This is a genomic window from Pseudoalteromonas sp. SR45-4 (assembly GCF_014163535.1).
Taxonomy (GTDB): Bacteria; Pseudomonadota; Gammaproteobacteria; order Enterobacterales; family Alteromonadaceae; genus Pseudoalteromonas; species Pseudoalteromonas nigrifaciens.
The window spans coordinates 1-25,178 of record NZ_JACJDO010000010.1; the positions used below are offsets into that span (position 1 = coordinate 1).

A 25,178-nucleotide genomic window follows, 5' to 3' on the forward strand; every position below is an offset into this window, starting at 1 on the left:
AATAATAAGCAGTATCAGATTCTTACATCAATGCTTGATGTAATGCGTTACCCATCAAAAGAAATAGCTGATTTGTACATGCATCGCTGGGAAATAGAAATAGGATATCGAGAAATAAAACAAACGATGCTGCACTCAAACTATATCCTACGCTCAAAAAGGCCGGATATGATAAGGCAAGAGTTGTGGGGGTTACTAATTGCCTACAATATTATAAGAATAGCCATGCGTGAGGCAGCAGAGTTACTGGAAGTATGGCCAAATCAACTGAGTTTTTCTCATTGTTCAAGGCATATCAACGTATTTCTGTTAACTATCCCACTGACCAGTCCGGGAAATTTACCAAAACACTATGAGCATTTATTAGAAACGCTGACGCTATTTCAGTTACCGACAAGGCGTCATGAGCGCCGCTTTCCACGATGTGTGAAAAAGAAACCATCTAAATATCCGTATAAAAAAAAGCCAGTCAGTGTTAACTGACTGGCATTAGGCCTTTTAGCCCTTTTTTTTATGCCTAAAATATTTGTCAGCCTTGTTAATATTACAATCACATTTAATAATTGTAATAAAGTTAATCCACCTTAATAAGGTGGATTAACTTTTAGTTATTTATTTGGCTTTCAAGGCTTTATCGCCACGGCCAATGCCAACTGCACCAGAACGCACTACTTCAATAATGTCGGTTTCGTGGCGTAGCGTATCTAAAAATGATTCAATTTTATCTGTGCTACTCACTAACTGTAGGCTATAACTTAGCCGGCCCATATCTAAAATAGTCCCTTGGAATACATCTGCTACGCGGGTAACCGCTGCGCGTGTTGTTTCGTCTTGGGCAAATACTTTAACCAATAATAGTTCACGCTCAATATGACTCATTTCGGTTAAATCAATAATTTTTAGTACATCAACAAGCTTGTTTACCTGTTTGGTAATTTGCTCTACTACACGGTCATCACCCATAGTGGTAATAGTAATGCGCGATAAAGACTGATCATCCGTTGTGCCAACTGTTAGGCTGTCGATATTATAAGCACGCTGCGAAAATAATCCTACAATACGCGACAGTGCTCCTGGTTCGTTTTCTAATAATATAGATAAAATACGACGCATTATGCTTTTACTCCTTTACGTAGCCACATCTCATCAATGCCACCAAACTTAATTTGCATTGGGTATACATGTTCTTTTTCGTCTACAAGAATGTCTAAAAATACTAAACGATCGTTAATCGACATGGCTTTGTCGATAGCCGGTTGTAACTCATCTAGGGTGTTTACTTTAATACCTACATGGCCGTAGCTTTCTACTAATTTAACAAAATCAGGCAAAGACTCCATGTAAGATGATGAATGACGCCCGCCATACACCATATCTTGCCATTGGCGTACCATGCCTAAAGAGCGGTTATTTAATGACACGACTTTTACCGCTAAGTTATATTGTAAACACGTAGCTAGCTCTTGAATATTCATTTGAATAGAGCCGTCGCCAGTAATACATACCGATTCTTTATCCGGGAAAGCAAGTTTTACACCCATGGCTGCAGGTAAGCCAAAGCCCATAGTGCCAAGGCCGCCTGAGTTGATCCACTGACGCGGATGTTTAAACGGGTAATACTGGGCTGCAAACATTTGATGTTGGCCAACATCAGAGCTTACATAAGCATCGCCATTGGTGGCTTTATAAACTGCTTCAATAACGGCTTGCGGTTTAATTGCATCACCATCGGTGTTATAGCTTAAGCACTTTTGTTCGCGCCAGCTGATAATTTGACGCCACCAATCTTCTTGGGCGCTGCGATCAATTTGAATAGGGCTCTTATCAATACCAGCTTGTAGCTGCTCTAGTACGGTTGCAAGACAGCCAACTACCGGAATGTGAGCTTTAATTGTTTTAGAAATAGACGTTGGATCAACATCTACATGCACTATAGTGGCGTTGGGACAAAATTTTTGCACATTATTGGTGACCCGATCATCAAAACGCGCCCCTAATGCTAATATTACATCGGCATTAGCCATGGCTTTATTGGCTTCAAGGGTGCCATGCATACCTAGCATGCCTACAAAGTTTGGATGCACACCTGAAATGCCACCTAGCCCCATAAGGGTATTGGTAATTGGCGCATTTAGTGACTCTACCAAGTGAGTTAATTGCTCAGAAGTGTTTGAAATTACAATTCCGCCGCCAGAGTACACTACCAGCTTTTTTGCTTCTAGTATGGCGGTAACGGCTTTGCGTATTTGTTTTGAGTGGCCTTTAGTATTTGGGTTGTAAGTTCTTAAATCGGTAGATTTAGGAAATTCATAATCAAACTTTATCTCAGGGTTTAGCATGTCTTTTGGCAGCTCTACTACCACTGGGCCTGGGCGGCCTGTGCTGGCAATATAAAAAGCTTTAGCTAAAATAGTTGGGATATCTTTTGCGCTTCTGCAGTTAAAACTGTGCTTTACTATAGGGCGCGAGCAACCAACGATATCGGTTTCTTGAAAAGCATCATCACCAATCAAGTTGGTAGGTACTTGTCCTGATAGCACGACCATTGGAATGGAGTCCATATAGGCTGTAGCAATGCCGGTAATACAGTTTGTAGCACCTGGGCCTGATGTTGCCAATACTACGCCTACATCGCCAGTAGCACGCGCATAACCATCGGCCATATGTGTGGCGGCTTGCTCATGACGAACTAAAATATGTTCAATGTCGTCTTGCTGGAAAAGCGCATCGTATAAATCTAATACTGACCCCCCGGGGTAGCCAAATATGTATTTAACCTTTAATTCTTTTAATGCCTGAACAACTAGTTCAGAACCATTATATTGTTGTTTGCTCATCCTCATTCCTCTGCCGTTATTTTTATGCATAAAAAAACCCCCGCATGGGGCGGGGGTTTTTAAAAAGCAGTATCACCTTTCAATACATCCCCACTGGGCTTATAACTAAGACCAGTACGAGTACGACTAATAGGCGAATTATAGTATTCATAATTAATTACTCTATTACAAAGCGTTAATACTGCTTTAAACTAAAATTGTGTATGTGGTTATTTTTAAGGGTTTTGAGGGAGTATGTCAACCGTGAAATGGCTTTTCTGCATTATTTTTTCTCATCATGCTATTTTTGTGCTGGAGTTAGTTGTTTTTTGAGGTTTTAAAGTGAGTGGAGGGAGGTTTTATGCAGGTTTGCAATTTTGAATATTAAAAAGCCAGCAATTGCTGGCTTTTTATATCAGTACGCTTACAAGTACTTATGTATGTACTTTATACTTTATATTACAAACGGTCGATAACAGCTTGAGTAAAGTCTGTTGTACCGTGGCTGCCGCCTAAATCGCGAGTAGTACGATCGCCTGACTTAATCACATCAGCAACTGCACTTCTAATGCGCTCTGCGGTGTCGCCCATGTTTAAATGCTCAAGCATTTGAATAGACGCTAAAATTACAGAAGTAGGGTTAGCTAGGTTTTTACCTGCAATATCAGGCGCACTGCCGTGTACTGCTTCAAAAATTGCAGTATCTTCGCCAATGTTAGCACCTGGTGCCATGCCTAAGCCGCCAACTAAACCAGCACATAGGTCTGATAAAATATCACCAAATAAGTTTGTGGTTACTATTACGTCAAACTCTTCTGGCGTCATTACTAGTTTCATACAGGTTGCATCAACAATCATTTCGGTTGATTCAATTTCTGGGAAACGTTCTGCAACTTCACGCGCTACTTTTAAAAATAGGCCTGATGTAGATTTTAAAATATTTGCTTTATGTACCGCTGTTACTTTTTTACGGCCTTCACGTACTGCTAGCTCGTAAGCAAACGTTACGATTTTTTCTGCGCCTTCGCGAGTAATAACAGATTTTGCTTCTGCTTCGTTACCATCTTCACTTACAATTTGACCAGCGCCAGAGTACATACCTTGGGTGTTTTCACGAATAGTGATGATATCAATATCATCATAACGTGCTTTTGTGCCTACAAACGATTTAACAGGACGTACGTTTGCGTACAAACCAAATTGCTTACGTAGTGTTACGTTTATAGAAGTAAAGCCTTCACCAACTGGCGTAGTTAAAGGACCTTTTAAGGTGATTTTGTTTTTAGCGATAGTATCGATTGTGTCTTGCGGAAGTAACTCACCTGTTTTTTCAAGTGCAGCTAGGCCAGCATCAACAAATTCATAATCAAAATCGCATCCTGCGGCTTTTAGTATTTCAAGTGCTGAGTCGATAATGCTAGGGCCGATGCCGTCGCCTTTGATCACTGTTATGGTTTGTTTGGCCATTAACTTATCCTTTAAAGAGTTTGATTTGCACATAAATTGTGGCTCCGAGGGAGCAACTGCTTGTTAGAAAATTTATGTGAACGAGCTTGAGAATTCAAGGGCGCATTTATACCAATTATTAAGTCATTTTGCCAGTTTATACTATTAATACTGGGTATAACCGCTGTTTATAGTTAAAATAAGTAGCTTAAATGCTATCAAACAAAGCTAATGTTTGAAGTTTGTCATAAAAATCGGCTTGATTGTCCCAGCCCTGAGCTATTAATTGCTGCTTAAGTGTTTGCTGTTGCCAAGGAGTTAATGCTGTTTTTGGCTTAAACACGCTTTGCGCCACGACTTTAAATGCTACCCATAACTTACTTTGCTCAGTGAGTTCGTTTTTAGCTACTTGTTCGGCATCTAATAATGCAAAGGTCCATGGGTTATCGCTTAAAAGCGCTGATAACTGCTGATTTAAATGCTTACTATCCATGTTTTCTATGCCAAAAAATGCGCACATAGGTGTATCGGATGATTTATTTGGGGCGTGCGCTATAGGCGTCTTTCTTGAAAGTTGCGTACTACAATGTATTAATAAGTAATGCGCGTAAGCATATAAAGGCAAACAAATATGCTCAAACTGATATTGCTTATTGTTATAGACCAATAGCCTCATTATATCGACCATACATTTGAGTCGATTAACTAAAAAAGCATGTAAAGGATGCGGAATAGCAAAAACTAGTTGCTCAAACACCACGCGCTGTATAATAGCTGGGGCATTATTGTAGCCAACCATAGACAAACTATGCGTTAAATTTTTAGCGGCTTGATGCTCTTTGTTATACGGTTTAACTGCTTGGCATAAGCTTTTAATAACATTAGGGTGTGGGGCTAATAAAGTATTTATATTGTTAAAGCTATACTCTTGTTGCAGTTTAATAAGCCCAATTAGATCATATAATGTGTTTTGGGTACTGGGAGTTGCGGCTTTTATATTTACATATTCAGTATCCCACACTTTATAAAGTATACGTTTATCAGCGCATAGCCATTGTACTGCGTTATCGTTAAGCATTGCTTTTACCCTGTACCAAACTATTTTGTTCTTTAAGCTTTTAATAAGTATGTGGCGCTGCTCGGCGTCGGTTGCTAAATAAATCATTGCTTGTTCGGCATATAAAACTCGGCTCCCGGGGAGCAAAGGGCCAATATGCGCAATTAATGATTTTAAGAGTCGCTGAGCAAATAAATTTGGGGTTCGCAAATATAAGTCTGCTATCGCTTTATAAAAATTTATTTGCTGATTTGCTGCATTACACGTGAGGTTAACTGCCAAAATATTAGCTAACGCCACAATTATTGTGCCGCCATCGTATAACATTATTTTAGGGGTGCTAACTAAAGCGTGTTTATATTTACTCAGTTTAGCTAATACTTGAGTAATACTATGGGCAGGTTGCTTTGCGGTTAGTAATACGCGCGCTGCAAGTTTGTGGCGTAATTGCCATATTTGGCTTTCGGTACTGGTAAACGCTATTTGTTTGGACAGTTTATTAAGTTGAGCGCCTACGCACAAGTGCTCAATTAATGACGCACTAATATACAGCTCACTTAGTTCGTCATCGTAATTTTGGCTTACGCACAGTGCGGTTGTTAAAATACATTGGTTAATTACAAGGTTGGCAGCAAAGTCGTACTGAGTTTTATAAAGCATAAGTTGCGCTTGTAGAGCACTCGGATTTTGCTTATAAAGGGTTCGGTATTGCTCTGCAACTTTGCACACTAGCGGATAAAAGGTAGGCCATTGTTTTTTATTATTGTATGAAGCTAAAAATAGCTGCGTATGCTCAAGCAACCTTTTTAGCTTTATTGATACAGGCTCATCCATTATGCCGTTTCCCTAACCTGGTTTTAGATATTGATCGTAAGCACTGGGACCCCATAAAATGAGCTGCCCGTTTTTAAATAATAACCCGGTACATTCATCTATAGTAGTAATGCCGTCAGATGTTTTATGCTGGGTACGATAAAAAACAATTTGCCATACTTGCTCCTCATCACGCTTAGCAAAGGTAAGATCTGGGCTACCTAAATATTCGAGTACACTATTGAGGGTTGCAGTGTCTTCTATTTTTAGCTTTTCGATATAGCGTTTATTATAGGCTTCTCTGTCTTGCCAAATCATAGCTTGTGGATCATCTTTATAAAAAACGATCACTAACGTGGCTATTAGCGCATACAGCCCTAAACCTAAAATTAAATATCTAAAAAACTTTTTGAACATTACTTACTCTACTAACCATCACTGCTAATAGTATACGTATTGTCGTACGGCAGTGCTATTAACTTGCGACTAATTAAGCCTTAACTGCTTTAAACTAAAGCCTAAGTTTATATCGGTGCGTAAACTAACCAGTTGCTTTGAAATAACATACATATCCATATTCTCAGTTAGCTTTTTACGTAAGCTGGCACTAAGAGCATCGTCATTGAGTGCATCCTCGACAGAGCTATAGTTATTAACAAGTAGCTGTGCCGATTTAGTGCCTATGCCTTTTACGCCCGGAATATCATTGGTTTTATCGCCAGCAAATGCCCAAAAATCTACTAGTTTTTTTTGCTCAACGCCAAAGCGTTGCTTAATACTATCTTGATCTAAATAATGTTTTTTAAAATAATCATACACAGCTATATGCTCATTTAAAAAAGGTAAAAAGCCTTTATCAGTTGAGACAATCACACTGCTGATGTTGTTATGTGATGCCTTATTTGCGAGAGTTGCAATAATATCATCAGCTTCATCGTTTATTGGTTCAAACACTACAATACCGGTTTCTTCAATGGCGGCTTTAAATTGCACTAATGCATCTTTAAGTATTTGTGGCATAGGAGCACGGGAGTGTTTGTAATCTTTATAAAAATGATAGCGCCAACTTTTATCGCCATCAAATACGGCAATGGCATGGGTTGCTTTAGTGCTGCTTAAAAGTTTTGAGCAGGCATGCGCTACACGTGAGCAGCTTGCTTTAAGCATTTGCTCGTCACTGTGATGTTTTTGATTCGCGTCTACCGCGTAAATGCGCCTAATTAAATTAAGCGCATCAATAAGTAATAAATGGGGTTTCAATACAGAACTCACGCCTTGATTGTGTAGCAGGGGACATATTTACTGCCGGGCAGTTTCATTCTTCCCTCGTCAACATAAGCTTGTAATAACTTATCCATTGCTTTCATTAAACTAGGCTCGCCACTTAGAATATAAGGCCCATGTTGTTTAATTGCTTTTACGCCTTCTTCTTTAACATTACCGGCAACAATGCCCGAAAATGCGCGGCGTAAATTTGCAGCTAATAACTGTTTTGGTTGTTCTAGGTGCAAGTCTAGGTTCGCCATTTGTTCATGCGATGGTATAAATGGCTGTTGAAAGTCATTTTCTATTTTTAATGTCCAGTTAAAATAGTATGCATCGCCTTGGCTTTTACGATAGTCGCGAACATTAGCCATGGTCGACTTTAATTTTTGCGCTACTAATTGTGGGTTATCTATAATAACTTCAAATTTGCTGAGTGCTTCTACACCCAGTGTCATTTCAATAAAGTGGCACAGCTCTTTAAAGTAGGCTTCACTTTGTTTGGGTCCTGTTAAAATAACCGGTAGGCACTGCTTGTCATTTTCTGGGTGTAATAATATCCCTAATAAATAAAGAAACTCTTCAGCAGTACCAGCGCCACCAGGAAAAATAATGATAGCGTGAGCTGTGCGTATAAAGGCTTCTAAACGTTTTTCTATGTCGGGTAAAATGACTAATTCATTTACAATAGGGTTAGGCGGCTCTGCTGCAATAATGCTGGGCTCGGTTAATCCTAAATAACGATTGTTTTTAATGCGCTGCTTAGCGTGGCCAATAGTAGCGCCTTTCATTGGACCTTTCATAGCGCCAGGGCCACAGCCGGTACAAATGTTTAAGCCGCGCAGGCCCAGCTCATAGCCTACTTGTTTGGTATATTTATACTCAACTTCACTAATAGAATGCCCACCCCAACATACAATCATGCTTGGTTCGCTGTTTACTTTTAGTGCATCGGCATTTCTGAGCATATCAAAAACCATGTGGGTAATGGCTTTTTGTTCTTTAAGATCTTTTTCGTATTTTTGACATATAAATAAAATATCGCGGATCACAGAAAATATATGTTCGTGAATACCGGTAATAATTTCACCATCAACAAATGCGGTATCAGGTGCGTTAATTAGTTCTATTTTTATGCCGCGCTCACGGCTAACTAAACGAATATCAAAGTCTTGGTATTTATCGTAGATGTCGCTACTTTCATCTGTATGGCTGCCTACGTTGAGGACGGCAAGCGCGCAGTTTCTAAATAATCGATAGCGTTCACTAGCGGAAGATTGCTCTAATAAATCAACTTCTAATTGCGACAGTAAATCTAAAACCCCAGTTGGGTTTAACTGTATTAACATCGGCATTCTCCTTGCTGTTTAATACCAATTGGGTGCAAGTGTTGATTGTTCTAGCAGGTTAAGCTCATTAAGGGCACTTGAACTTATATAAGTAATATATAAGGCGCCGTACTTTTTTAGAGCGGTTGCTATAATTAACGACTCATTTAATACAATTGGCATAAAATGTAAAAAACTAGCTAGTTATAAAACTCAAAAAAATTGAGCTAAATAACATTATTTACGTATACACAGACGATCCCGACCTGCGTTTTTGGCTTCATATAAAGCATCGTCTGCTCTATCAAATGCCTTTAATAATGTGTCACCTTGTTTAAACTGAGTTGCACCAAGTGACACTGTAATTTCTATTTGCTTATCTTTAAACTTAAACGGGATCTTTTTTATATTCTTTTTAAGTTTTTCGAGTTGTGGAATGGCATGCTCTAAAGAGGTGCCTGGCATTAAGAGTACAAATTCTTCGCCGCCATAACGCGCTATAAAGTCTGTTTTTTCTATCGATTTTTGCAAGGCTTTAGCAATAACTTGTAGCGTAATATCTCCAGCCGTATGACCAAACCTGTCGTTTATTGACTTAAAATAATCTACGTCTATTACCGCTAGAGTAACATCGGATGCTTGCACATTAAATAAGTGCATTTCGTGATTATACCGCTCATCGAAGGCGGCACGGTTTGGCAGTTTGGTTAGGCTATCGAGCAGGCTTTGAAAACGTTGATCGTTAAGGCGCTTTTTATATTTAGTGAGTTTATTTTCTAAGCTGCCAATACGATTATTTATTTTATCAAAGCTGGTTATAAGTACTTTGCGATCTTTGCGTTCAAGTTCTTCTTTGGCAATAAAATCTTCACCGAGGGACTTTAGTTCATGATCAACCAATTTTCTTAACGATGAAATTGAGGTGGTACTCTTGGTTTGCTCATTAAGATTATTAATTTTAGTTTTAATACGTTTATTTAATGCGTCAAACTCAATCCCCATAGATTCGGAATGTTTACTGGTCGAAAAAATCGAATGGTGTAACTCTTCTAAGGTTTTATTTAAAGACACTAAAAAACTTTGCGCAGATTGGCGCTCGTTATTAATATTTTTTACAATAATACTAATAATTTCAATTGCGGCAGCGAGTAAGTCATCTACTGTATTACTTTGTAAAATGGCAGTTCTTATTGATTGAATTTGCTCTGCAGCTTCATCTTCAAGTACCAGCTGGTGGGCAAGTTCTAATAACTTTTTAGCAATTACTTGAGTGTCGGTATGTTGCTCTGCGGGTATTGCATTAAATTTAGTCTGTAACGCTTGGTTATAAATAGTAATTAATTGATTTAATAGCGGTATAAAACCATGGGTTGACTGAACGTTATTAAGCTCATTATCTAACAAGTTACGCAGCGCTCTGCGTGTGTCGTCAGGTAAGCCATTGGTTTTTTGTAATTGCTTGCCAGCATTTTTTACACTTGTGCGTAAATCTCGCTGATGGGCGAGTTGAGTGGCTTCTTGGCTTTTTAAAAGTACTAAAATATCATTAATTAACGGCGATAAGTGCTCAAAGCTAACCCCTTTATTAAGCGCGCTTCTAAATTTAGCTAGACGATTATCTAATTCAATATCAAGACCCTTACAGCTTAAAGACAATTTAGCTGCAAAATTTGACAGAGTGTCTACTTGAGTTTTCCTTGCGCTCTCAATTACTATTCGTTGCTCAATAGCTTGTTTGAGTTTTTTGTCCATAGAATTAGATTTATCAGGCACCTAAACATACCGCCATTGTGTTAATTAGTATCAGTTAAGTTTACAACAAATTTATATTAAGTGTAGTTATCTCATTAAAAACTTTGCATTTTAATAAGATATTGTCAATAAACGTATCTAAAAGTCTATTTATCGCTTTTAATTCACTTTTAAATAGCGCCTTGTTAGTCTTCTTTACACACTAAGTTATCTTTATGAGCCATTATGAAAAAGCTATTAGCGCTGTCTATTTTAGCCGCATGTTCTGCCCCTACGTTTGCTGATGTAAATTATTCATTAAACATTTCTCAGCCACAGCACCACTTAGGTAATGTTACGGTAGAGTTTCCCAAAACGGCACAAGCGCATTTAGACATTAAATTACCTGCATGGCGCACTGGGCGTTACGAAATATTAAATTTAGCCAATGGGGTGCGTTACTTTGATGCAAAAGACAGTACGGGTAACCCCCTAAAGTGGGAAAAAATTGATCACAGCACCTGGCGTGTACATTTAAATAAGCCAACTAAAGTTAACTTAGCATATCAAGTATACGCAAATGAGCTTGGCAAACGTGCGCGTCATATTGATGACAGCCATGCATTTATTGATGCATCAGGCTTTTTTATGTTTAGTGACTCATTTCGACTAGAGCCCGTTACGGTTAATTTAGAGGTGCCTAAACAGTGGCGATCTGTTTCTGGAATGAAAAATTACAAAGGTAAAAATACATTTAAGGCGGCAGATTATGACGTACTTGTAGATTCACCAATCGAGACAGGTATTAACCAATTACACACCTTTAAAGTTGATGGCCGTGAATACGATTTAGTTATATGGGGTGATGGTAATTATGATGTAGAGCTCATGCTAACTGATCTAAAAAAATTAGTGGCTACTGGCAATGTAATTTGGGACGGCTACCCGTATGAACGTTATGTATTTATGGTGCATGCAACATCGGGAGCGGGTGGTGCTACTGAGCATTTAAATTCGACTATTATTCAGCGTCCGCGAGACCAATTTGCTAAACGCGAAGATTACTTAGCCTTTATAAGCACTGCGGCACATGAATTTATTCATACTTGGAACGTTAAAGCATACCGTCCAGCGGGCCTTACACCTTACGATTACACCAATATGAATTACTCTAAATTACTCTGGATAGCAGAGGGCTCAACCAGCTATTTTGAAGATCATTTATTAGTGCGTTCAGGTATTCAAAGCACTGATGAGTTTTTTAACCTACTGAGTAAAACAATTAATCGTCATTTACAAACACCAGGTCGCGAAGTACAAAGCGCCAGCGAAACCAGCTTTGATAAGTGGATAAATCAAGGTGGGGATCACGCGCGTAATTACTCAACTAATATTTATTCAGAAGGCTCATTGTTATCACTTGCTTTAGATATTGATTTACTAGAAAAAAGCCAAGGTAAAATAAGTTATCGCGATGTACACAAGGCACTTTATAAGCAACATAAATTACCTGCAGGTTTTACTTCTTTAGATGTACTCAATATTTTAAAAGACCTAACCGGGCGTGATTACAACACTTGGTGGCAAACTAATGTCGACTCGCCAGTTTCACTAAATTTTGACGAGTTACTCAATAAAGTAGGTTTAACATTTGAGCGTCCAGAAAAAGCGAAAGCCTTAGCTAGTATAGATGCTGTGGCAAAAAATACCGGCCAACTCCTTACGCTTTCGCATGTTAAACGCGGTGGCAGTGCATGGCAGGCAGGCTTAACAACAGATGATAAAATTGTTGCTATTAATAAGCATCACGTTGGTAAGGATTTAACCAGCAGCCTAGAAATGTATAAAGCAGGGGATAAAATTACAATTGATTATATTCGCCGCGATGCACTTGCTAGCACCAGTTTAGTTTTATCAGAAGATTTTGATAAACCTAAAAAGGTGATTGCTAATAAGCAAGCATCGAGTGAACAAAAGGCGTTGTTTAAAGCATGGATAGGTGTTGAGCATCCTAATAACGCTAAAAAAGATTAACATTAATGAGTTAAAAATTAATAACTAAAAGGAGCAACGGCTCCTTTTTATTTTTACACTCTTATATTGCCGCATTACCTAAAAGCATTTATTCGCTCCTTTAAGTGTTAATTTAATTATTGCGTTCTATTATTAACATTAAGTATTGTTTAGTAATTAATCAGAATGAAATCTAAAAATAATATACATACTTTAGCTCATCAATATGTTGTTAATGACCCATTACATCAATTATTTGATGCTGTGAATGCTATTTCTGTACAGGGGTATGATGAACAACGCCGTGTTATTTATTGGAATAAAGGCAGCGAAGTGCTTTATGGTTATACGAATGTTGAAGCAACAGGTAAAAAGCTTGAAGATTTAATTATACCAAGTGATTTACGAGAGGCCGTGGTTGCTGGCCACGGAAATTGGATTAATAATGGCATAGAAATTCCTGCAGCAGAGCTAACTCTTCGTGATAAAAATAATAATGATGTTTCGGTGTTTTCAAGCCATGTAATGTTTATAAATCAATATGGCATTAAACAAATGTATTGTATTGATATTGATTTAACCGATGTTAAACAGGCGCAAGAACAGGCTATGTTCAGAGAGAAAATGTTGGAAACAATATTTGAGGCTATTCCTGATCTATTTTTTGTAATGCAAGAAGATGGCAAAATCCTTGATTATCAAGCCAGTAGCAGTAGTAGCAGTAATCTTTATGCTTTACCTCAGCAATTTATTGGTAGCAGTATGTTTGATTTATTACCAGACGATGTTAGCAGTAAGTTTAGAAAAAATATTTCCCAAGCCTTAAGCCAAAAACAGATGGTGAGCTTTCAATATGAACTAACCATGCCATTGGGAGTTGTGTACTTTGAGGCAAGAATTACCCATGTTTCTCAATATCAGCAAGTTATGGTTATTATTCGAGATATTACCGAGCAGCACAAGGCAGAAGAGCTGATCCGTAAACAAGCTTATTATGATAATTTAACCTCATTACCTAACCGCTTTTTAGCACTTGACCGACTATCGCATATGCTTTTTGAAGCACAAAGAAACAAGGGGCATGTGGCTGTACTTTTTATTGATTTAGATAACTTTAAAAAAGTAAATGACTCGTTTGGCCATGAACTAGGCGATAAGCTACTGGTTAAATCAGCTGCAAGATTACAGCAAGTCATTCGCAAAGAAGACACCATAGGGCGTTTAGGAGGAGATGAATTTATTGTACTATTGCGGGGTATTAATAGTCATTATAACGCAATAGGTATTGCAGAAAAGCTACTGAAAAGTTTTACCTCGCCATTTAAAATTGAAGGGAGAGAACTTGTACTCACTATGAGTATTGGGGTTGCTATGTACCCCGAAAATGGCGATACAGCGTCTGATCTTTTACGCAATGCAGATACGGCAATGTATCAAGCAAAAGCCTTGGGACGTAACAGTTACTCGTTTTTTACTCCACAAATGAATGTAGTAATTCAGCGCCGCCTTGCGATAGAGGAGCAGATGCAAGGTGCGTTACAGCGTAATGAATTTGAACTATATTACCAACCGCAGTTAGATGTTAAAAATAAACATGTTACCGGCGCGGAAGCTTTGCTACGTTGGTATAACCCAGTGCTGGGGAATATACCGCCCGATGAATTTATTCCAATAGCCGAGCATAATGGGTTGATTATCCCCATTGGGAAGTTTGTTATTAAGCAAGCCTTACAGCTTTTAAAAAAATGGCAAAATAAGCAGCTAAATAAAGGGCAACACCATAAATATACTATGGCTGTTAATTTATCCCCAAGTCAATTTAGAGACACAGCGCTAATTAGTTTTATAAAAGACACTCTTAGCGAGCTAGATGTAAAGGCTAAATATTTAGAGTTAGAAATTACCGAAGGGGTGTTAATGAATGCTAAATTGAATATAAACGACACTTTGCAAGAAATAACTAAATTGGGCATAAAGCTATCAATGGATGACTTTGGTACTGGGTATTCATCATTAAGCTATTTAAGGCAGTACCCTTTTAATGTTTTAAAAATAGATCGCATGTTTATTAATGGCATTACATCCAAAAAAGAAGACTGTAATTTAGTCAAAGCAACTATAGCCATGTCGCATAGCTTAGGGTTAACCGTGGTTGCAGAGGGAGTGGAAACGAAAGAGCAGCTTGTTTTACTTGGTGAGTTAAATTGCGACTTTGTACAAGGTTACTATTTTAGTAAGCCATTACCTGAGAAGTTGTTATTGGATTTTTCACCAAGGTTTTTATAAATAATCACATATTATATAAAGTAGTTATAAGTAAATACAAAATATAGCTGCCTCAGTTTGCTATTAACGCTATATATGAAGGTTTATAGGCCACATTGTAACAATTTATTACCACGGTATTGACCTGCATAATACTTCACGAGTAACCTGTTATAGAAACAATAAAAAGGACTCTATAATGCGTTTAACACCTCTTGTCGCTACAATAGCATCAACTTTAGCAATTACACTCTCAAGCACTGCAATTGCAGATGAAGGCATGTGGCAACCACATCAGCTTCCAGAATTAGAATCAATATTAAAAGCCAAAGGGCTTGAAATAGATGCTAAATCTATTTCAAAATTAACCGAATTCCCGATGAATGCGGTAATTAGCCTAGGTGGTTGTACGGCATCATTTGTATCGCCAAAAGGTTTGGTGGTAACAAACCATCACTGTGCTTATGGCTCTATTCAATACAACTCAACAACCGATAATAATATTTTAGAAAATGGCTTTTTAGCTAAAACTCCAGCGCAAGATTTACCCGCAGCTCCTGGCTCTCGTGTTTATGTTACTAAAACCGTAACTAACGTTACCGACAAAGTAATTAAAGACACTCAACAGTTAAGTGCTAAAGCACGCTACGATGCCCTTGAAAAAAATGAAAAAGCACTGGTGGCTCAGTGTGAAGCCGATGAGAGCTATCGTTGTAATGTGTATTCGTTTCATGGTGGCTTAGAGTATTACCTCATTAAGTCGCTAGAAATAAAAGATGTACGCTTAGCATACGCTCCCGCTATGGGCGTAGGTAAATATGGCGGTGATATAGACAACTGGATGTGGCCGCGCCATACCGGCGACTTTGGTTTTTACCGTGCGTATGTAGGAAAAGATGGTAAACCAGCACAGTACAGCGAAGATAACGTACCTTATGAACCCGATTCTTACTTAAGTGTAAGTGCTAAAGGTGTGCAAGAGGGCGACTTTGTAATGGTAACAGGCTATCCAGGGCGTACTAACCGTTACCGTATTGCTGCAGAAGTAGATAACGTATTTAACGACAGCTATCCTAAAGCGCGTGAACATAATTCAAAATACGTAGCACTTATTGAAGAAAACGCAGAGGACGGCAGTAAAGCGCGTATAGCTTACGAAAGCACTATTGCAGGTTACAATAATTACATTAAAAACTATGGCTCAATGATAGAAAGCTTTAAAAAAGGCACCATGTTTGAGCGCAAAAAACAGTTTGAGCAAGAACTAACTCAATGGATTAATAGTGATAAAACACGCAAGCAGCAATATGGCGATGTTTTAAATGAGCTATCGGCATTAGTAGCGCAATCGCAGCTGCATAGCGAGCGCGATCGTATGTTAGGTTATGTACACAGATCACAAATGATCAGTACCGCTCGCAGCTTATACCGTTTAGCGTATGAGCAACAAAAGCCAAATGCAGAGCGAGAGTCTGGATACCAAGAGCGTGACTTACCGCGCATTAAAGCTGGGCTTGAGCGTATGACGCGTCGCTTTGATGCCAATGTAGATAAAGCTATTTTACTGCACTTTTTAGAGCTTTATGCTGCACTTCCGAAAGAAGAGCGCTTTAGCGAGGTTGATAAGGCATTTAAACTACAGAATGGTTTTGATAAAGCGAAACAAAGTGCATTGCTTGAGCAAATGTATACTAAATCAACACTTGATAACGAAGTTGTACGCAATTCATTGTTTGAGCAATCGTTTAGCCAGCTAAACCAAAGCCAAGACCCATTTGTGCAATATGCTAAAGCAATATTTAAAGTAATGAAAGCTGAGGAAGATAAATCAAAAGCACTTGCAGGCAAGTTACAAGCTGCTCGCCCGCAGTTAATGAGCGCTATTATTGCCTTTAATAAAGCACAAAATAAGGCCGTATATGCAGATGCAAACAGCACATTACGAGTAACTTACGGCACGGTAGGTGGCTACTCACCTCAAGATGGCTTGGTAGCAACACCCTTTACATCGCTTGAAGGGTTACTAGCTAAAAACACCGATGTTGACCCATTTAATGCACCTAAAAAGTTACAAGAGCAAATTAAAGCCAAGCTTTATGGTGATTACACCGGCGGCATGAACACAGTACCCGTTAACTTTTTATCAAACGTAGATACAACCGGCGGTAACTCAGGCTCGCCAACACTCAATGGTAAAGCCGAGCTGGTGGGTTTATTGTTTGATGGCGTATATGAAAGCATCATTGGCGATTGGGATTATAACCCAGAACTAAACCGCTCAATTCACGTAGATTCTCGTTACATGCTATGGGTAATGGACAAGGTAGATAATGCCCAAAATTTATTAGATGAAATGAAAATAGTAAAATAAGTTAAGCGTAAAAATAAAGCCGAATCTTTATTTTAGCTGAACTTTATAGCAAATAATAAAATGCCACTTGTTATTAACAGGTGGCATTTTTATATTAAAGAATGAGAAAGGAGGTTAAATTGTGAGCTATAATTTAAGCACAACACTTTTTATACTTTTTACCACTACCGCATAAACAAGGAGAGTTACGCTCAGGGACTTTATCGAATACTTGCGGTGTAGACTTAACCAGCGCGAATTCAAGCTCTCTTATATCTTCATCACTTTGAGTATTAAGCTCTACTGTAGCAAATAACTTATGTTCTTGTACTATTGCTTCTACTTCTAACTTGCGTTGTGGTGAATTAACCACTAACAATAATGGATGAAGCTCGCTGCCCACTTTTTCATTGCGCTTAGGACTAAAACCGTTACTGTTATTTTTACCCATTATATCGGGCTTACCCATAAAGAAAAATTTAGACATTATACTTATATAACCGTTCTACATTATTTAGACGGCGTATCCTAACAGCTTAGGCATAATATAACTAAGATGTACGCACTATTAGCCAATTTAAATAGTGAAGTTAAAAGTAGCGTTAATAAGTATAACGACCTATCAAACTATCAATATTAAACTAAGCACTTAAATTAAAAGTGAGCATACCCATGGAAAGTTTAAAAATTGGATTATTAATATCGGCAAGTATTATTATACTTATTGGTTATTTACGCATTATTACAGATGAAAAAGGTAATTTGACATCCTCCACCACCTCGCCAAGCGCCTGAAAAAGTTCAGAAAAGGAGGGGGATTCCGATTAGTTTAAAACCATCGGGGCCTTGTGATCACTCATAAGGCAAGTTCCTGCTTCAACAAGCTGACTAATGTCAATCTCTCCACAGGCTAGAACGCGATGACCTCGCGCTAAAATATTTAATGCGCCAACATGATCCGCATTATCTTGATAACCGCACTTCGCACATTCAAACTTAGACTGCGTTAATCGGTTATCTTTTGATTGATGACCACACGCCGGACACGTTTGACTGGTATGTTTCGGATCAACAAAAATAACCTGACCGCCGAGCCAATCCTGCTTATATTTCAGCATCCCTTTAAACATTCCCCATCCTTGATTGAGAATGACGCGGTTTAAGCCAGATTTTTGTTTCACCATTTTTCCATGCTGCTCACTGTTGCCTTTGCTGTTTTTCGTCATATTTCTAATTTTAAGATCTTCTAGCACGATGATTGCGTGGCTTTTGCTCAACTGTGTTGAGATCTTATGTAATTTGTCATGACGAATATTGGCAACTTTCGTATGAAATGTTGTGATCTTTGCTTTTAATTTTTTCCAGTTACTTGAAAATTTCACTTTTCTAGCAAGTTGCTTCTGTAATCGTTTGATCCTGATTGTCTGTTTACTGGTATCTATCGGCTCCACAAAACTGCCATCAGAAAGGGTAATTAGGCGTTTCACGCCTAAATCTCCCCCAATCATGGCGTTTGATGGGTGCTTAGGTGGTGCTACTTCTTGTTCAACTTGGATTGAAACAAACCAGTGCTTTCCTTTTTGTGAAACTGTGACGTTTTTAGCTTTTCCTAAAATAGCTTGGCTTTTTCTAACATTAACCCAACCGATTTTAGGTAAAAAAATACGTTTCCCATTCTTGTCGATTTTAAAGCCTTGAGGAAAACTAAAGCTATTCACCTCTCCTTTTTTCTTAAAAGTAGGCATCCGTTTGAGTGGTTGGTTTTTATCGAATGCGTCTTTAAAGGCGCGTTCAAGTTGTTTTAATGTTTGTTGGATAGTTTGTGCGGGCGATAGTGTTAAAAAGCCATACTCCTCGCTTTTTTTCCAAAGTTTGGAAAAGAAATCCAACTCTTGGTAGTAGCAAATTTTTTGTTTATTCTGTAACTTAAATAAGTTAATCGCTAAGGCTTTATTCCACAAGAATCGACAATTTCCCGCATATTGCGCCATTTTAGCGTTAATATCGGGTGTTGTTTTTAAACGAAATTTATAAGCTTTGCGAATAACCATACTGTTATTATATACAGTTAATCAAAAAGGAACAACCCACTTAGTCGCTTCGCGACTATTGCCTTATATCACCGACCTAAAGGAATGGTGTTTTACGGCAAAAGTTGATAAATTTAAATAACTATAGACTAACAGGGGGAGTATTATTTGTGTGCAAAGGGATATATACAGGCACGTGCGACCTGATTGCAGGTGAGACATCAAAAAATATGAATCTGCATGTATTATTTATTTAGGCGTAATACTCTTTATTATTGGTTTTAGTTTACAGCTAAACTAGTTATAGCTTTAAAAGTTAACAGTGGTTGTTTTTAAAGGTTAAAAATTTCAATTGTCATTCGTATATTTCAAGTGCACTTAGTAGCATATAAGTGCTAATTTAACGCTAAGTGAATTAATAACAGGGAATATACTAATGAAACTAGAATCTTTAGCGCTGCATCATGGCTACGAATCAGAATCAACCACAAAGTCTGCAGCAGTGCCAATTTATAATACGTCATCTTATACGTTTGATAACACCCAGCATGGTGCTGATTTATTTGATTTAAAAGTACCTGGTAATATTTACACCCGTATTATGAACCCAACTAACGCAGTATTAGAGCAGCGTATCGCGGCTATGGAAGGGGGCGTAGGCGCACTGGCTGTAGCCTCTGGCATGGCAGCAATTACTTACGCAATTCAATGTTTATGTGAAGTTGGCACCAACATTGTTAGTACTAGCCAAGTATATGGCGGCACTTACAACTTATTTGCACATTCATTACCACGCCAAGGTATTGAAGCACGGATGATCAAAGCAGATGACTTTGAGGCCTTTGAAAACGCAATAGATGATAATACTCGAGCAGTATTTTGTGAATCAATTGGCAACCCTGCAGGTAATATTGTTGATATTGCCCGATTAGCCAAACTAGCACACAGTAAAGGTGTGCCCCTTATTGTTGATAACACAGTAGCAACGCCGTACTTATGCCGCCCATTCGAGCTGGGTGCCGATATAGTGGTGCATTCATTAACTAAATACATAAACGGGCACGGCACTGCCATTGGCGGCATGATTGTTGACTCAGGTAAATTTGATTGGAAAGCAAATGCTACGCGTTTTGCCATGATGAACGAGCCCGATCCGTCTTATCATAATGTTGTTTATACCGAAGCCTTTGCAGAAGCCGCGTTTATTGGTCGCTGTAGAGTGGTTCCGCTTAGAAATACCGGTGCGGCACTTGCACCAAAAAATGCATCAGACATTCTAATTGGCCTTGAAACCTTAGGTTTGCGAATGGAACGTCACTGCGAAAATGCACAAAAGGTGGCTGAGTATTTACAAAAGCACCCTAAAGTTTCATGGGTTAACTATGCAGGCTTAGCGTCAAGTCCATACAACGCAATGTGTAAAAAAACAACTAATGGTAAAGCATCGGGTATATTAAGTTTTGGTATTGTAGGTGGCTTGGAAGCAGGCACTCGTTTTATCGACGCACTCAATATGATACTGCGTTTGGTAAACATCGGTGATGCTAAGTCGCTAGCGTGTCATCCTGCATCAACCACGCATCGTCAGCTTAATGATGAAGAACTCGCTAATGCAGGTGTGAGCCGTGATTTAGTGCGTTTATCGATTGGTATTGAAAATATCGACGATATTATTGCAGATGTAAGTCAAGCGCTCGATAAAGCGTAAGCTATTTATAAGTAATAACATCGTTTAAAATGCCTCTATACACTGAGGCATTTGTATTTTTTTCATTGAAAAGCATATAATTAAGTATCTAATTTGATAATCAGTTGATTTAAGTAAGCCTAGGCAGTATAGATATTATCAATAAGGTTAAATTTACCTAGAAAAATAGCTTAAAAGTGGCTAACCGCGATTATAATTGTTATGTTACTTGTAACATAATAAATTAATTACCTGTGATGAAAAAAAATAAACGCTCTTCACTTCAAAATATAGCGGATGCAGTAGGGGTAACTAAAATGACGGTAAGTCGTTATTTACGTAACCCAGAGAAAGTATCAGCAACAACTCAAATCAAAATTAAAGCAGCCATAGATTCACTTGGTTATATTGCTAATAAAGCCCCTGATTTATTATCCAATGCCAAAAGCTACTCTATAGGTGTGCTTGTCCCATCGTTAACTAATCAAGTGTTTTCGCAAGTTATTCGCGGAATTGAAGATATTACTGAGCCTGCTGGGTATCAAACAATGCTCGCGCATTATGGCTATAGCCCCGACATTGAAGAAAAGAGAGTTGAATATTTATTATCATATCATGTTGATGGGTTAATATTATCGGAAACCACGCATACCGACAGAACCCGAAAAATGATTGCTATGGCGGATATTCCTGTGGTTGAAATAATGGATATTCATCACACTCCAATACAACAAGCGGTTGGTTTTGATAACGCTAAAGCTGCTTTTGAGATGACCAATGCGCTTTTAGATAAAGGCTACCGGAATATTGTTTACCTTGGTGCAAGGTTAGATATGCGCACACAATTGAAGTTTCAAGGCTATAGCGACGCAATGTTACTAAGGGGGCTTACTCCTAAAAGTGTGATGACAAATGAAGCTTCGTCGTTTAGTTTGGGCGCTAAATTATTGCAAAAAACACGTACTGAACACCCAGATACTGACTGTATATTTTGTACTAATGATGATTTGGCTATTGGTGCTATTTTTGAGTGTCAAAGAAATAATATTTCTGTTCCTCAACACATGGGGGTTGCAGGCTTTCATGGCCATGATATTGGTCAGTCTATGGTGCCTCAGCTAGCCAGTGTGATCACGCCGCGTTATCAGATTGGTAACCTTGCGGGGGCTAAATTACTCAGTCGTATTAGTTCAACAGCAGATATTGAAATACCCGATGAGCAAATATGTGATACCGGTTATGTGATTCATTTAGGTGAAAGTGTTTGATTAACTATGTCACTCATAAAGCAACCAAATATTAAACCTAGAATATTGAGTTGTAAGTGAAATATGGTGCTTGCCTCCATCAAACAGTAAAAGCTATAACACTCGAAGTAAACACCGATGCTGCTATTTAAGCACAGCATCGGACATATTCAGGGTTTTGAATAAAAATAATTTATAAAAAGAGGGAAATAATCATAGCTACAATAGCACCCGTTGTACCAATAATGGTCTCCATCACCGTCCATGTTTTCAGCGTTTGCATTTCAGTTAGGCCAAGGTAGCGATTAGCTAACCAAAAGCCAGAGTCATTTACATGCGATAAAACGATTGAGCCTCCACCAATGGCGATAGTAACCGATGCAAGTTGAGCGCCATCTAGTCCAAGCGGCTCTAACATAGGTATAATTAAACCGCATGCTGTAAGCATAGCAACAGTTGCAGAGCCTTGAATTACGCGTACAGCGGCTGCTAGTATAAAAGCTAACATAACAATCGGTAAGCCAGATCCCGCAAGCATATTACCAAGCGCTTCCCCTACACCCGAATCAACCAATACTTGTTTAAATACTCCCCCAGCGCCTGTTACCAAAATGATAACGCCAGCAGGTTGTAAGGCACTACTGCAAATTTCCATTATACGATCTTGAGGCACACCACGTTTTACACCCAGTAAATAAAATGCCATTAAGCAAGCTGCAAGAATTGCAGTAAATGGGTGACCGATAAACTCCAACCAATGATGTAAGTTAGATTGTTGTTCAACAAAACGAGAGCCAATCGTATTTAAAGCAATCATTAATAATGGCAGTGCAATTAAACCTAGAGCTAAGCCAAAACTAGGCTCGCCCTCACCGTCTCTAGTATTATCATTATTTTGGGCGTGTTCAGGTAGTTCAACATGAATTGACTTAGCAATTAGCGATCCCCAAAGAGGGCCGCCAATGATCATAGCTGGAATAGCAGCAAGCAAACCAAATAAAATCATATAACCGTAATCGGCACCAAGTTGAGATGCCACTAAAATAGGGCCTGGCGCAGGGATAAGAAATGCCTGACAAGCAGCAATACCAGCAAGCAATGCGATACCTATTTTAATAACACTACCACCGCTTTTACGTACCACAGCAAATGCAATACCAATTAAAAGTACCACAGCAACATCAAAAAATAGTGGTAAAGCACATATAAAACCAGTAAAGGTGAGCGCCCAGTTAGCGTTTTTCTCGCCAAAACGATGTAATAAGGTATGAGCAATACGGTCAAGCGCTCCAGTCTCTTCCATTACTTTGCCAAACATAGCACCTAATGCAACCACTACAGCAACAAAGCCTAAAGTGCCGCCCATTCCTTTTTGGATAGTTCCAGCGATCATTTGTGGGCTCATTCCAGAGAATAGCCCGGCTATCATCGAAACTAAAATTAAAGCGACAACCGCGTGTAGCCTTACTTTCATGACTAAAAAAAGTAACAGTAGAATAGAGCCTACCGCGGTTAGTATTAAAGATAAATCTGACATATGTTCCCTACTTAAATCCAACTCAAATTATGACGGTTAACTTGTGTTTAATTTCATATTATATTAAGTTACGCGTAACATGTTACCAGTAACTTAATATAAAAATTCATTCAAAGCTAATGAATTTTTAAAAAAGTAGAGTGAGATTAGCTAAATGAGCCACATAAATATGGGTCGAATATTTATTATTATGGGTGTATCAAGCACCGGAAAGTCGAGTATTGGTTATGCGCTTGCGAAAAAAATGGACGCTAAATTTATTGATGGCGATGATTTACATCCCAAAGCAAATATTTTAAAAATGTCATCAGGACAACCGCTTAATGATGATGATAGGGTGCCGTGGTTAGAAAGAATTCGTGACGCTGCGTTTAGTATTGAGCAGAAAAATGAAGTGGCCGTTATTGTTTGTTCAGCCTTAAAGAAAAAATACCGAGAGCAAATATGCGAAGGAAATGTGAATATTACTTTTTTACATTTACAGGGAAATTTTGAATTAGTTAAGCAGCGAATGCAAGATAGAAGAGGGCACTTTATGCCTACTGAGCTATTAAAAAGTCAATTCGAGACATTGGAAATCCCCCAAGCAGATGAGTTAAATGTAATTAGTATCGACATTAATAAATCATTTAAGCAGGTTGTAAGCGCTTGTTTTCAAGCTACGCAAACCGATATAAATTTAGCTAGCGGGTAACCTATAAGGTATAAATACAAAAATAATGAGTAATAAAGTAGATACCATTTATTTCAAACGTTCAATAACAGGCTAAATTTAACAACAGTTAGTTTTAGTCTATTATTGAAGTTAAAGTTTTATAACCCAGATGTTTAGCTTACCTATTAAAACCCCAGCTATTCATTGCTTAATCGGCTCGTGGGGTTGCTAAAATCACCTTTTTTTCATCTTCAGATAAAATAATCCACTCAAAAATTTCATCATTGGTACGACCGCAGCCGGTACATAGCCCACTGCGTCGTTGGCAAACTCCAATACAATCGGTTTTAAATTTAGACTTGCTAGTTTTTGTTTGAAAACCCATAAAACCCTATAAAAAAATTATTGTTTAGTAGCCACTGATTTGCCAATTTCTAATGAGGTAGACCACGATTTTAAACTAGATAACGTTTTACCTGTGTAGATTGAAATAACAGGGGTGTTTTCATCAAGTACGAAAGTAGTACGAATCGAGTTTTTTGACTCTTTTTGGCTTTCATGCCAATTACTTTCAAGCAAGCATTGGCGAGTAAAAGCGACAGCTTTTTGATGATCTGTTACAGCAGCCATTTGCTCTTTGTAACTATTTTGACAGCGGTAAATAACATTGTCATGATCAAACGCAGTAATTTGGCACTGTTGACCCACTAAGTGATAGTTAGTGCTCCAGCTATCCATAAATTTTGTGGTTACTTTGGTTGTTTTTAGCGATTCAAAACGGGTATCGTATGCACCTAGTAAGGTTTGAATTTTATTACATGGTGTAAGTTGATCTATGGCGGCTGTTTGCTCAGTAACAACGCTAGAACAACCTGAAATTACCAAGCCAGTAAATACGACAGAGGCTAACTTCTTCATTCAATATATCCTTTTAATTAAT

At 38.3% G+C, this 25,178-nt stretch carries 20 protein-coding genes; 7 read left to right on the forward strand and 13 right to left on the reverse strand.

Annotated elements, in window-relative coordinates:
• On the forward strand, positions 1 to 483 hold a 483-nt coding region (locus H5058_RS06375), incomplete at its 5' end, for a transposase (protein ID WP_182677342.1).
• Positions 484 to 612: 129 nt separating this feature from the next.
• Here the strand turns inward: H5058_RS06375 and ilvN are convergent.
• The 8 genes from ilvN to H5058_RS06415 form a co-directional block, all read right to left on the reverse strand.
• Entirely contained in the window at positions 613 to 1,113 is a 501-nt protein-coding gene (gene ilvN / locus H5058_RS06380; RefSeq protein WP_011330087.1) for an acetolactate synthase small subunit, read from the reverse strand.
• Positions 1,113 to 2,837: an acetolactate synthase 3 large subunit gene (locus H5058_RS06385; protein WP_011330088.1), complete on the reverse strand. Its 1,725-nt coding sequence runs from the start codon at positions 2,835 to 2,837 to the stop codon at positions 1,113 to 1,115. Before H5058_RS06385 ends, ilvN begins: the two co-directional genes overlap by 1 nt.
• 438 nt (positions 2,838 to 3,275) lie before the next feature.
• Positions 3,276 to 4,283 carry an isocitrate dehydrogenase gene (locus H5058_RS06390; protein WP_011330089.1) on the reverse strand — a complete coding sequence of 336 codons (1,008 nt, stop codon included), beginning with the start codon at positions 4,281 to 4,283 and terminating at the stop codon, positions 3,276 to 3,278.
• A gap of 187 nt (positions 4,284 to 4,470) precedes the next feature.
• Entirely contained in the window at positions 4,471 to 6,153 is a 1,683-nt protein-coding gene (locus tag H5058_RS06395; RefSeq protein WP_182677344.1) for a hypothetical protein, read from the reverse strand.
• 12 nt (positions 6,154 to 6,165) lie between these two features.
• Positions 6,166 to 6,549, reverse strand: a complete 384-nt coding sequence (locus tag H5058_RS06400) for a DUF3192 domain-containing protein (protein WP_089369274.1) — start codon at positions 6,547 to 6,549, stop codon at positions 6,166 to 6,168.
• 69 nt (positions 6,550 to 6,618) lie between these two features.
• Complete coding sequence (gene xni, locus H5058_RS06405) at positions 6,619 to 7,392, reverse strand: flap endonuclease Xni (RefSeq protein ID WP_182677346.1); 774 nt, start codon at positions 7,390 to 7,392, stop codon at positions 6,619 to 6,621.
• An 8-nt stretch (positions 7,393 to 7,400) separates the two neighbouring features.
• Entirely contained in the window at positions 7,401 to 8,744 is a 1,344-nt protein-coding gene (gene ppnN, locus H5058_RS06410) for a nucleotide 5'-monophosphate nucleosidase PpnN (RefSeq protein ID WP_011330093.1), read from the reverse strand.
• 216 nt (positions 8,745 to 8,960) lie between these two features.
• Positions 8,961 to 10,475: a GGDEF domain-containing protein gene (locus tag H5058_RS06415; RefSeq protein ID WP_182677402.1), complete on the reverse strand. Its 1,515-nt coding sequence runs from the start codon at positions 10,473 to 10,475 to the stop codon at positions 8,961 to 8,963.
• Between the two features lie 225 nt (positions 10,476 to 10,700).
• Between H5058_RS06415 and H5058_RS06420 the strand changes: the two genes are divergently transcribed.
• The 3 genes from H5058_RS06420 (at position 10,701) to H5058_RS06430 (ending at position 17,103) form a co-directional block, all read left to right on the forward strand.
• A complete protein-coding gene (locus H5058_RS06420) occupies positions 10,701 to 12,488 on the forward strand; it encodes a M61 family metallopeptidase (RefSeq protein WP_182677348.1) in 1,788 nt (595 codons plus the stop codon).
• A 165-nt stretch (positions 12,489 to 12,653) separates the two neighbouring features.
• A complete protein-coding gene (locus H5058_RS06425) occupies positions 12,654 to 14,753 on the forward strand; it encodes a bifunctional diguanylate cyclase/phosphodiesterase (RefSeq protein WP_179806872.1) in 2,100 nt (699 codons plus the stop codon).
• A gap of 178 nt (positions 14,754 to 14,931) precedes the next feature.
• On the forward strand, positions 14,932 to 17,103 hold the full coding sequence (locus H5058_RS06430) for a S46 family peptidase (RefSeq protein WP_086997434.1): 2,172 nt from the start codon (positions 14,932 to 14,934) through the stop codon (positions 17,101 to 17,103).
• Between the two features lie 133 nt (positions 17,104 to 17,236).
• Here the strand turns inward: H5058_RS06430 and H5058_RS06435 are convergent, their stop codons facing one another.
• Together H5058_RS06435 and H5058_RS06440 are read right to left on the reverse strand one after the other, a co-directional pair.
• Positions 17,237 to 17,569 (reverse strand): PBPRA1643 family SWIM/SEC-C metal-binding motif protein, encoded by a 333-nt coding sequence (locus tag H5058_RS06435; protein WP_182677350.1) that lies wholly within the window; start codon positions 17,567 to 17,569, stop codon positions 17,237 to 17,239.
• Between the two features lie 337 nt (positions 17,570 to 17,906).
• Positions 17,907 to 19,133, reverse strand: a complete 1,227-nt coding sequence (locus H5058_RS06440; protein ID WP_182677352.1) for an RNA-guided endonuclease TnpB family protein — start codon at positions 19,131 to 19,133, stop codon at positions 17,907 to 17,909.
• A gap of 415 nt (positions 19,134 to 19,548) precedes the next feature.
• Between H5058_RS06440 and H5058_RS06445 the strand changes: the two genes are divergently transcribed.
• A complete protein-coding gene (locus H5058_RS06445) occupies positions 19,549 to 20,820 on the forward strand; it encodes an O-acetylhomoserine aminocarboxypropyltransferase/cysteine synthase family protein (protein WP_182677354.1) in 1,272 nt (423 codons plus the stop codon).
• Positions 20,821 to 21,056: 236 nt separating this feature from the next.
• Positions 21,057 to 22,067, forward strand: coding sequence for a gluconate operon transcriptional repressor GntR (gene gntR / locus H5058_RS06450; protein WP_086997549.1), 1,011 nt, complete (start codon positions 21,057 to 21,059; stop codon positions 22,065 to 22,067).
• 172 nt (positions 22,068 to 22,239) lie between these two features.
• On the opposite strand, the gene gntU is transcribed toward gntR, so the two are convergent.
• The gene (gene gntU / locus H5058_RS06455) at positions 22,240 to 23,583 is read right to left on the reverse strand and encodes a gluconate transporter (protein ID WP_089369281.1); all 1,344 of its coding nucleotides are present in this window, start codon (positions 23,581 to 23,583) and stop codon (positions 22,240 to 22,242) included.
• A 154-nt stretch (positions 23,584 to 23,737) separates the two neighbouring features.
• On the opposite strand from gntU, the gene H5058_RS06460 reads away from it, so the two are divergent.
• On the forward strand, positions 23,738 to 24,277 hold the full coding sequence (locus tag H5058_RS06460) for a gluconokinase (protein WP_208619501.1): 540 nt from the start codon (positions 23,738 to 23,740) through the stop codon (positions 24,275 to 24,277).
• Positions 24,278 to 24,446: 169 nt separating this feature from the next.
• On the opposite strand, the gene H5058_RS06465 is transcribed toward H5058_RS06460, so the two are convergent.
• The gene (locus H5058_RS06465; protein WP_086997542.1) at positions 24,447 to 24,623 is read right to left on the reverse strand and encodes a DUF1289 domain-containing protein; all 177 of its coding nucleotides are present in this window, start codon (positions 24,621 to 24,623) and stop codon (positions 24,447 to 24,449) included.
• Between the two features lie 17 nt (positions 24,624 to 24,640).
• Complete coding sequence (locus H5058_RS06470; RefSeq protein ID WP_086997539.1) at positions 24,641 to 25,156, reverse strand: hypothetical protein; 516 nt, start codon at positions 25,154 to 25,156, stop codon at positions 24,641 to 24,643.
• Positions 25,157 to 25,178 lie beyond the last annotated feature (22 nt).

Bases quoted from the DNA above. Each gene is read 5' to 3' on its own strand.
- ilvN (WP_011330087.1), bottom strand. From the start codon at position 1,113: ATGCGTCGTATTTTATCTATATTATTAGAAAACGAACCAGGAGCACTG.
- H5058_RS06385 (WP_011330088.1), bottom strand. From the start codon at position 2,837: ATGAGCAAACAACAATATAATGGTTCTGAACTAGTTGTTCAGGCATTA.
- H5058_RS06390 (WP_011330089.1), bottom strand. From the start codon at position 4,283: ATGGCCAAACAAACCATAACAGTGATCAAAGGCGACGGCATCGGCCCT.
- H5058_RS06395 (WP_182677344.1), bottom strand. From the start codon at position 6,153: ATGGATGAGCCTGTATCAATAAAGCTAAAAAGGTTGCTTGAGCATACG.
- H5058_RS06400 (WP_089369274.1), bottom strand. From the start codon at position 6,549: ATGTTCAAAAAGTTTTTTAGATATTTAATTTTAGGTTTAGGGCTGTAT.
- ppnN (WP_011330093.1), bottom strand. From the start codon at position 8,744: ATGTTAATACAGTTAAACCCAACTGGGGTTTTAGATTTACTGTCGCAA.
- H5058_RS06415 (WP_182677402.1), bottom strand. From the start codon at position 10,475: ATGGACAAAAAACTCAAACAAGCTATTGAGCAACGAATAGTAATTGAG.
- H5058_RS06420 (WP_182677348.1), top strand. From the start codon at position 10,701: ATGAAAAAGCTATTAGCGCTGTCTATTTTAGCCGCATGTTCTGCCCCT.
- H5058_RS06425 (WP_179806872.1), top strand. From the start codon at position 12,654: ATGAAATCTAAAAATAATATACATACTTTAGCTCATCAATATGTTGTT.
- H5058_RS06430 (WP_086997434.1), top strand. From the start codon at position 14,932: ATGCGTTTAACACCTCTTGTCGCTACAATAGCATCAACTTTAGCAATT.
- H5058_RS06435 (WP_182677350.1), bottom strand. From the start codon at position 17,569: ATGTCTAAATTTTTCTTTATGGGTAAGCCCGATATAATGGGTAAAAAT.
- H5058_RS06440 (WP_182677352.1), bottom strand. From the start codon at position 19,133: ATGGTTATTCGCAAAGCTTATAAATTTCGTTTAAAAACAACACCCGAT.
- H5058_RS06445 (WP_182677354.1), top strand. From the start codon at position 19,549: ATGAAACTAGAATCTTTAGCGCTGCATCATGGCTACGAATCAGAATCA.
- gntR (WP_086997549.1), top strand. From the start codon at position 21,057: ATGAAAAAAAATAAACGCTCTTCACTTCAAAATATAGCGGATGCAGTA.
- gntU (WP_089369281.1), bottom strand. From the start codon at position 23,583: ATGTCAGATTTATCTTTAATACTAACCGCGGTAGGCTCTATTCTACTG.
- H5058_RS06460 (WP_208619501.1), top strand. From the start codon at position 23,738: ATGAGCCACATAAATATGGGTCGAATATTTATTATTATGGGTGTATCA.
- H5058_RS06465 (WP_086997542.1), bottom strand. From the start codon at position 24,623: ATGGGTTTTCAAACAAAAACTAGCAAGTCTAAATTTAAAACCGATTGT.
- H5058_RS06470 (WP_086997539.1), bottom strand. From the start codon at position 25,156: ATGAAGAAGTTAGCCTCTGTCGTATTTACTGGCTTGGTAATTTCAGGT.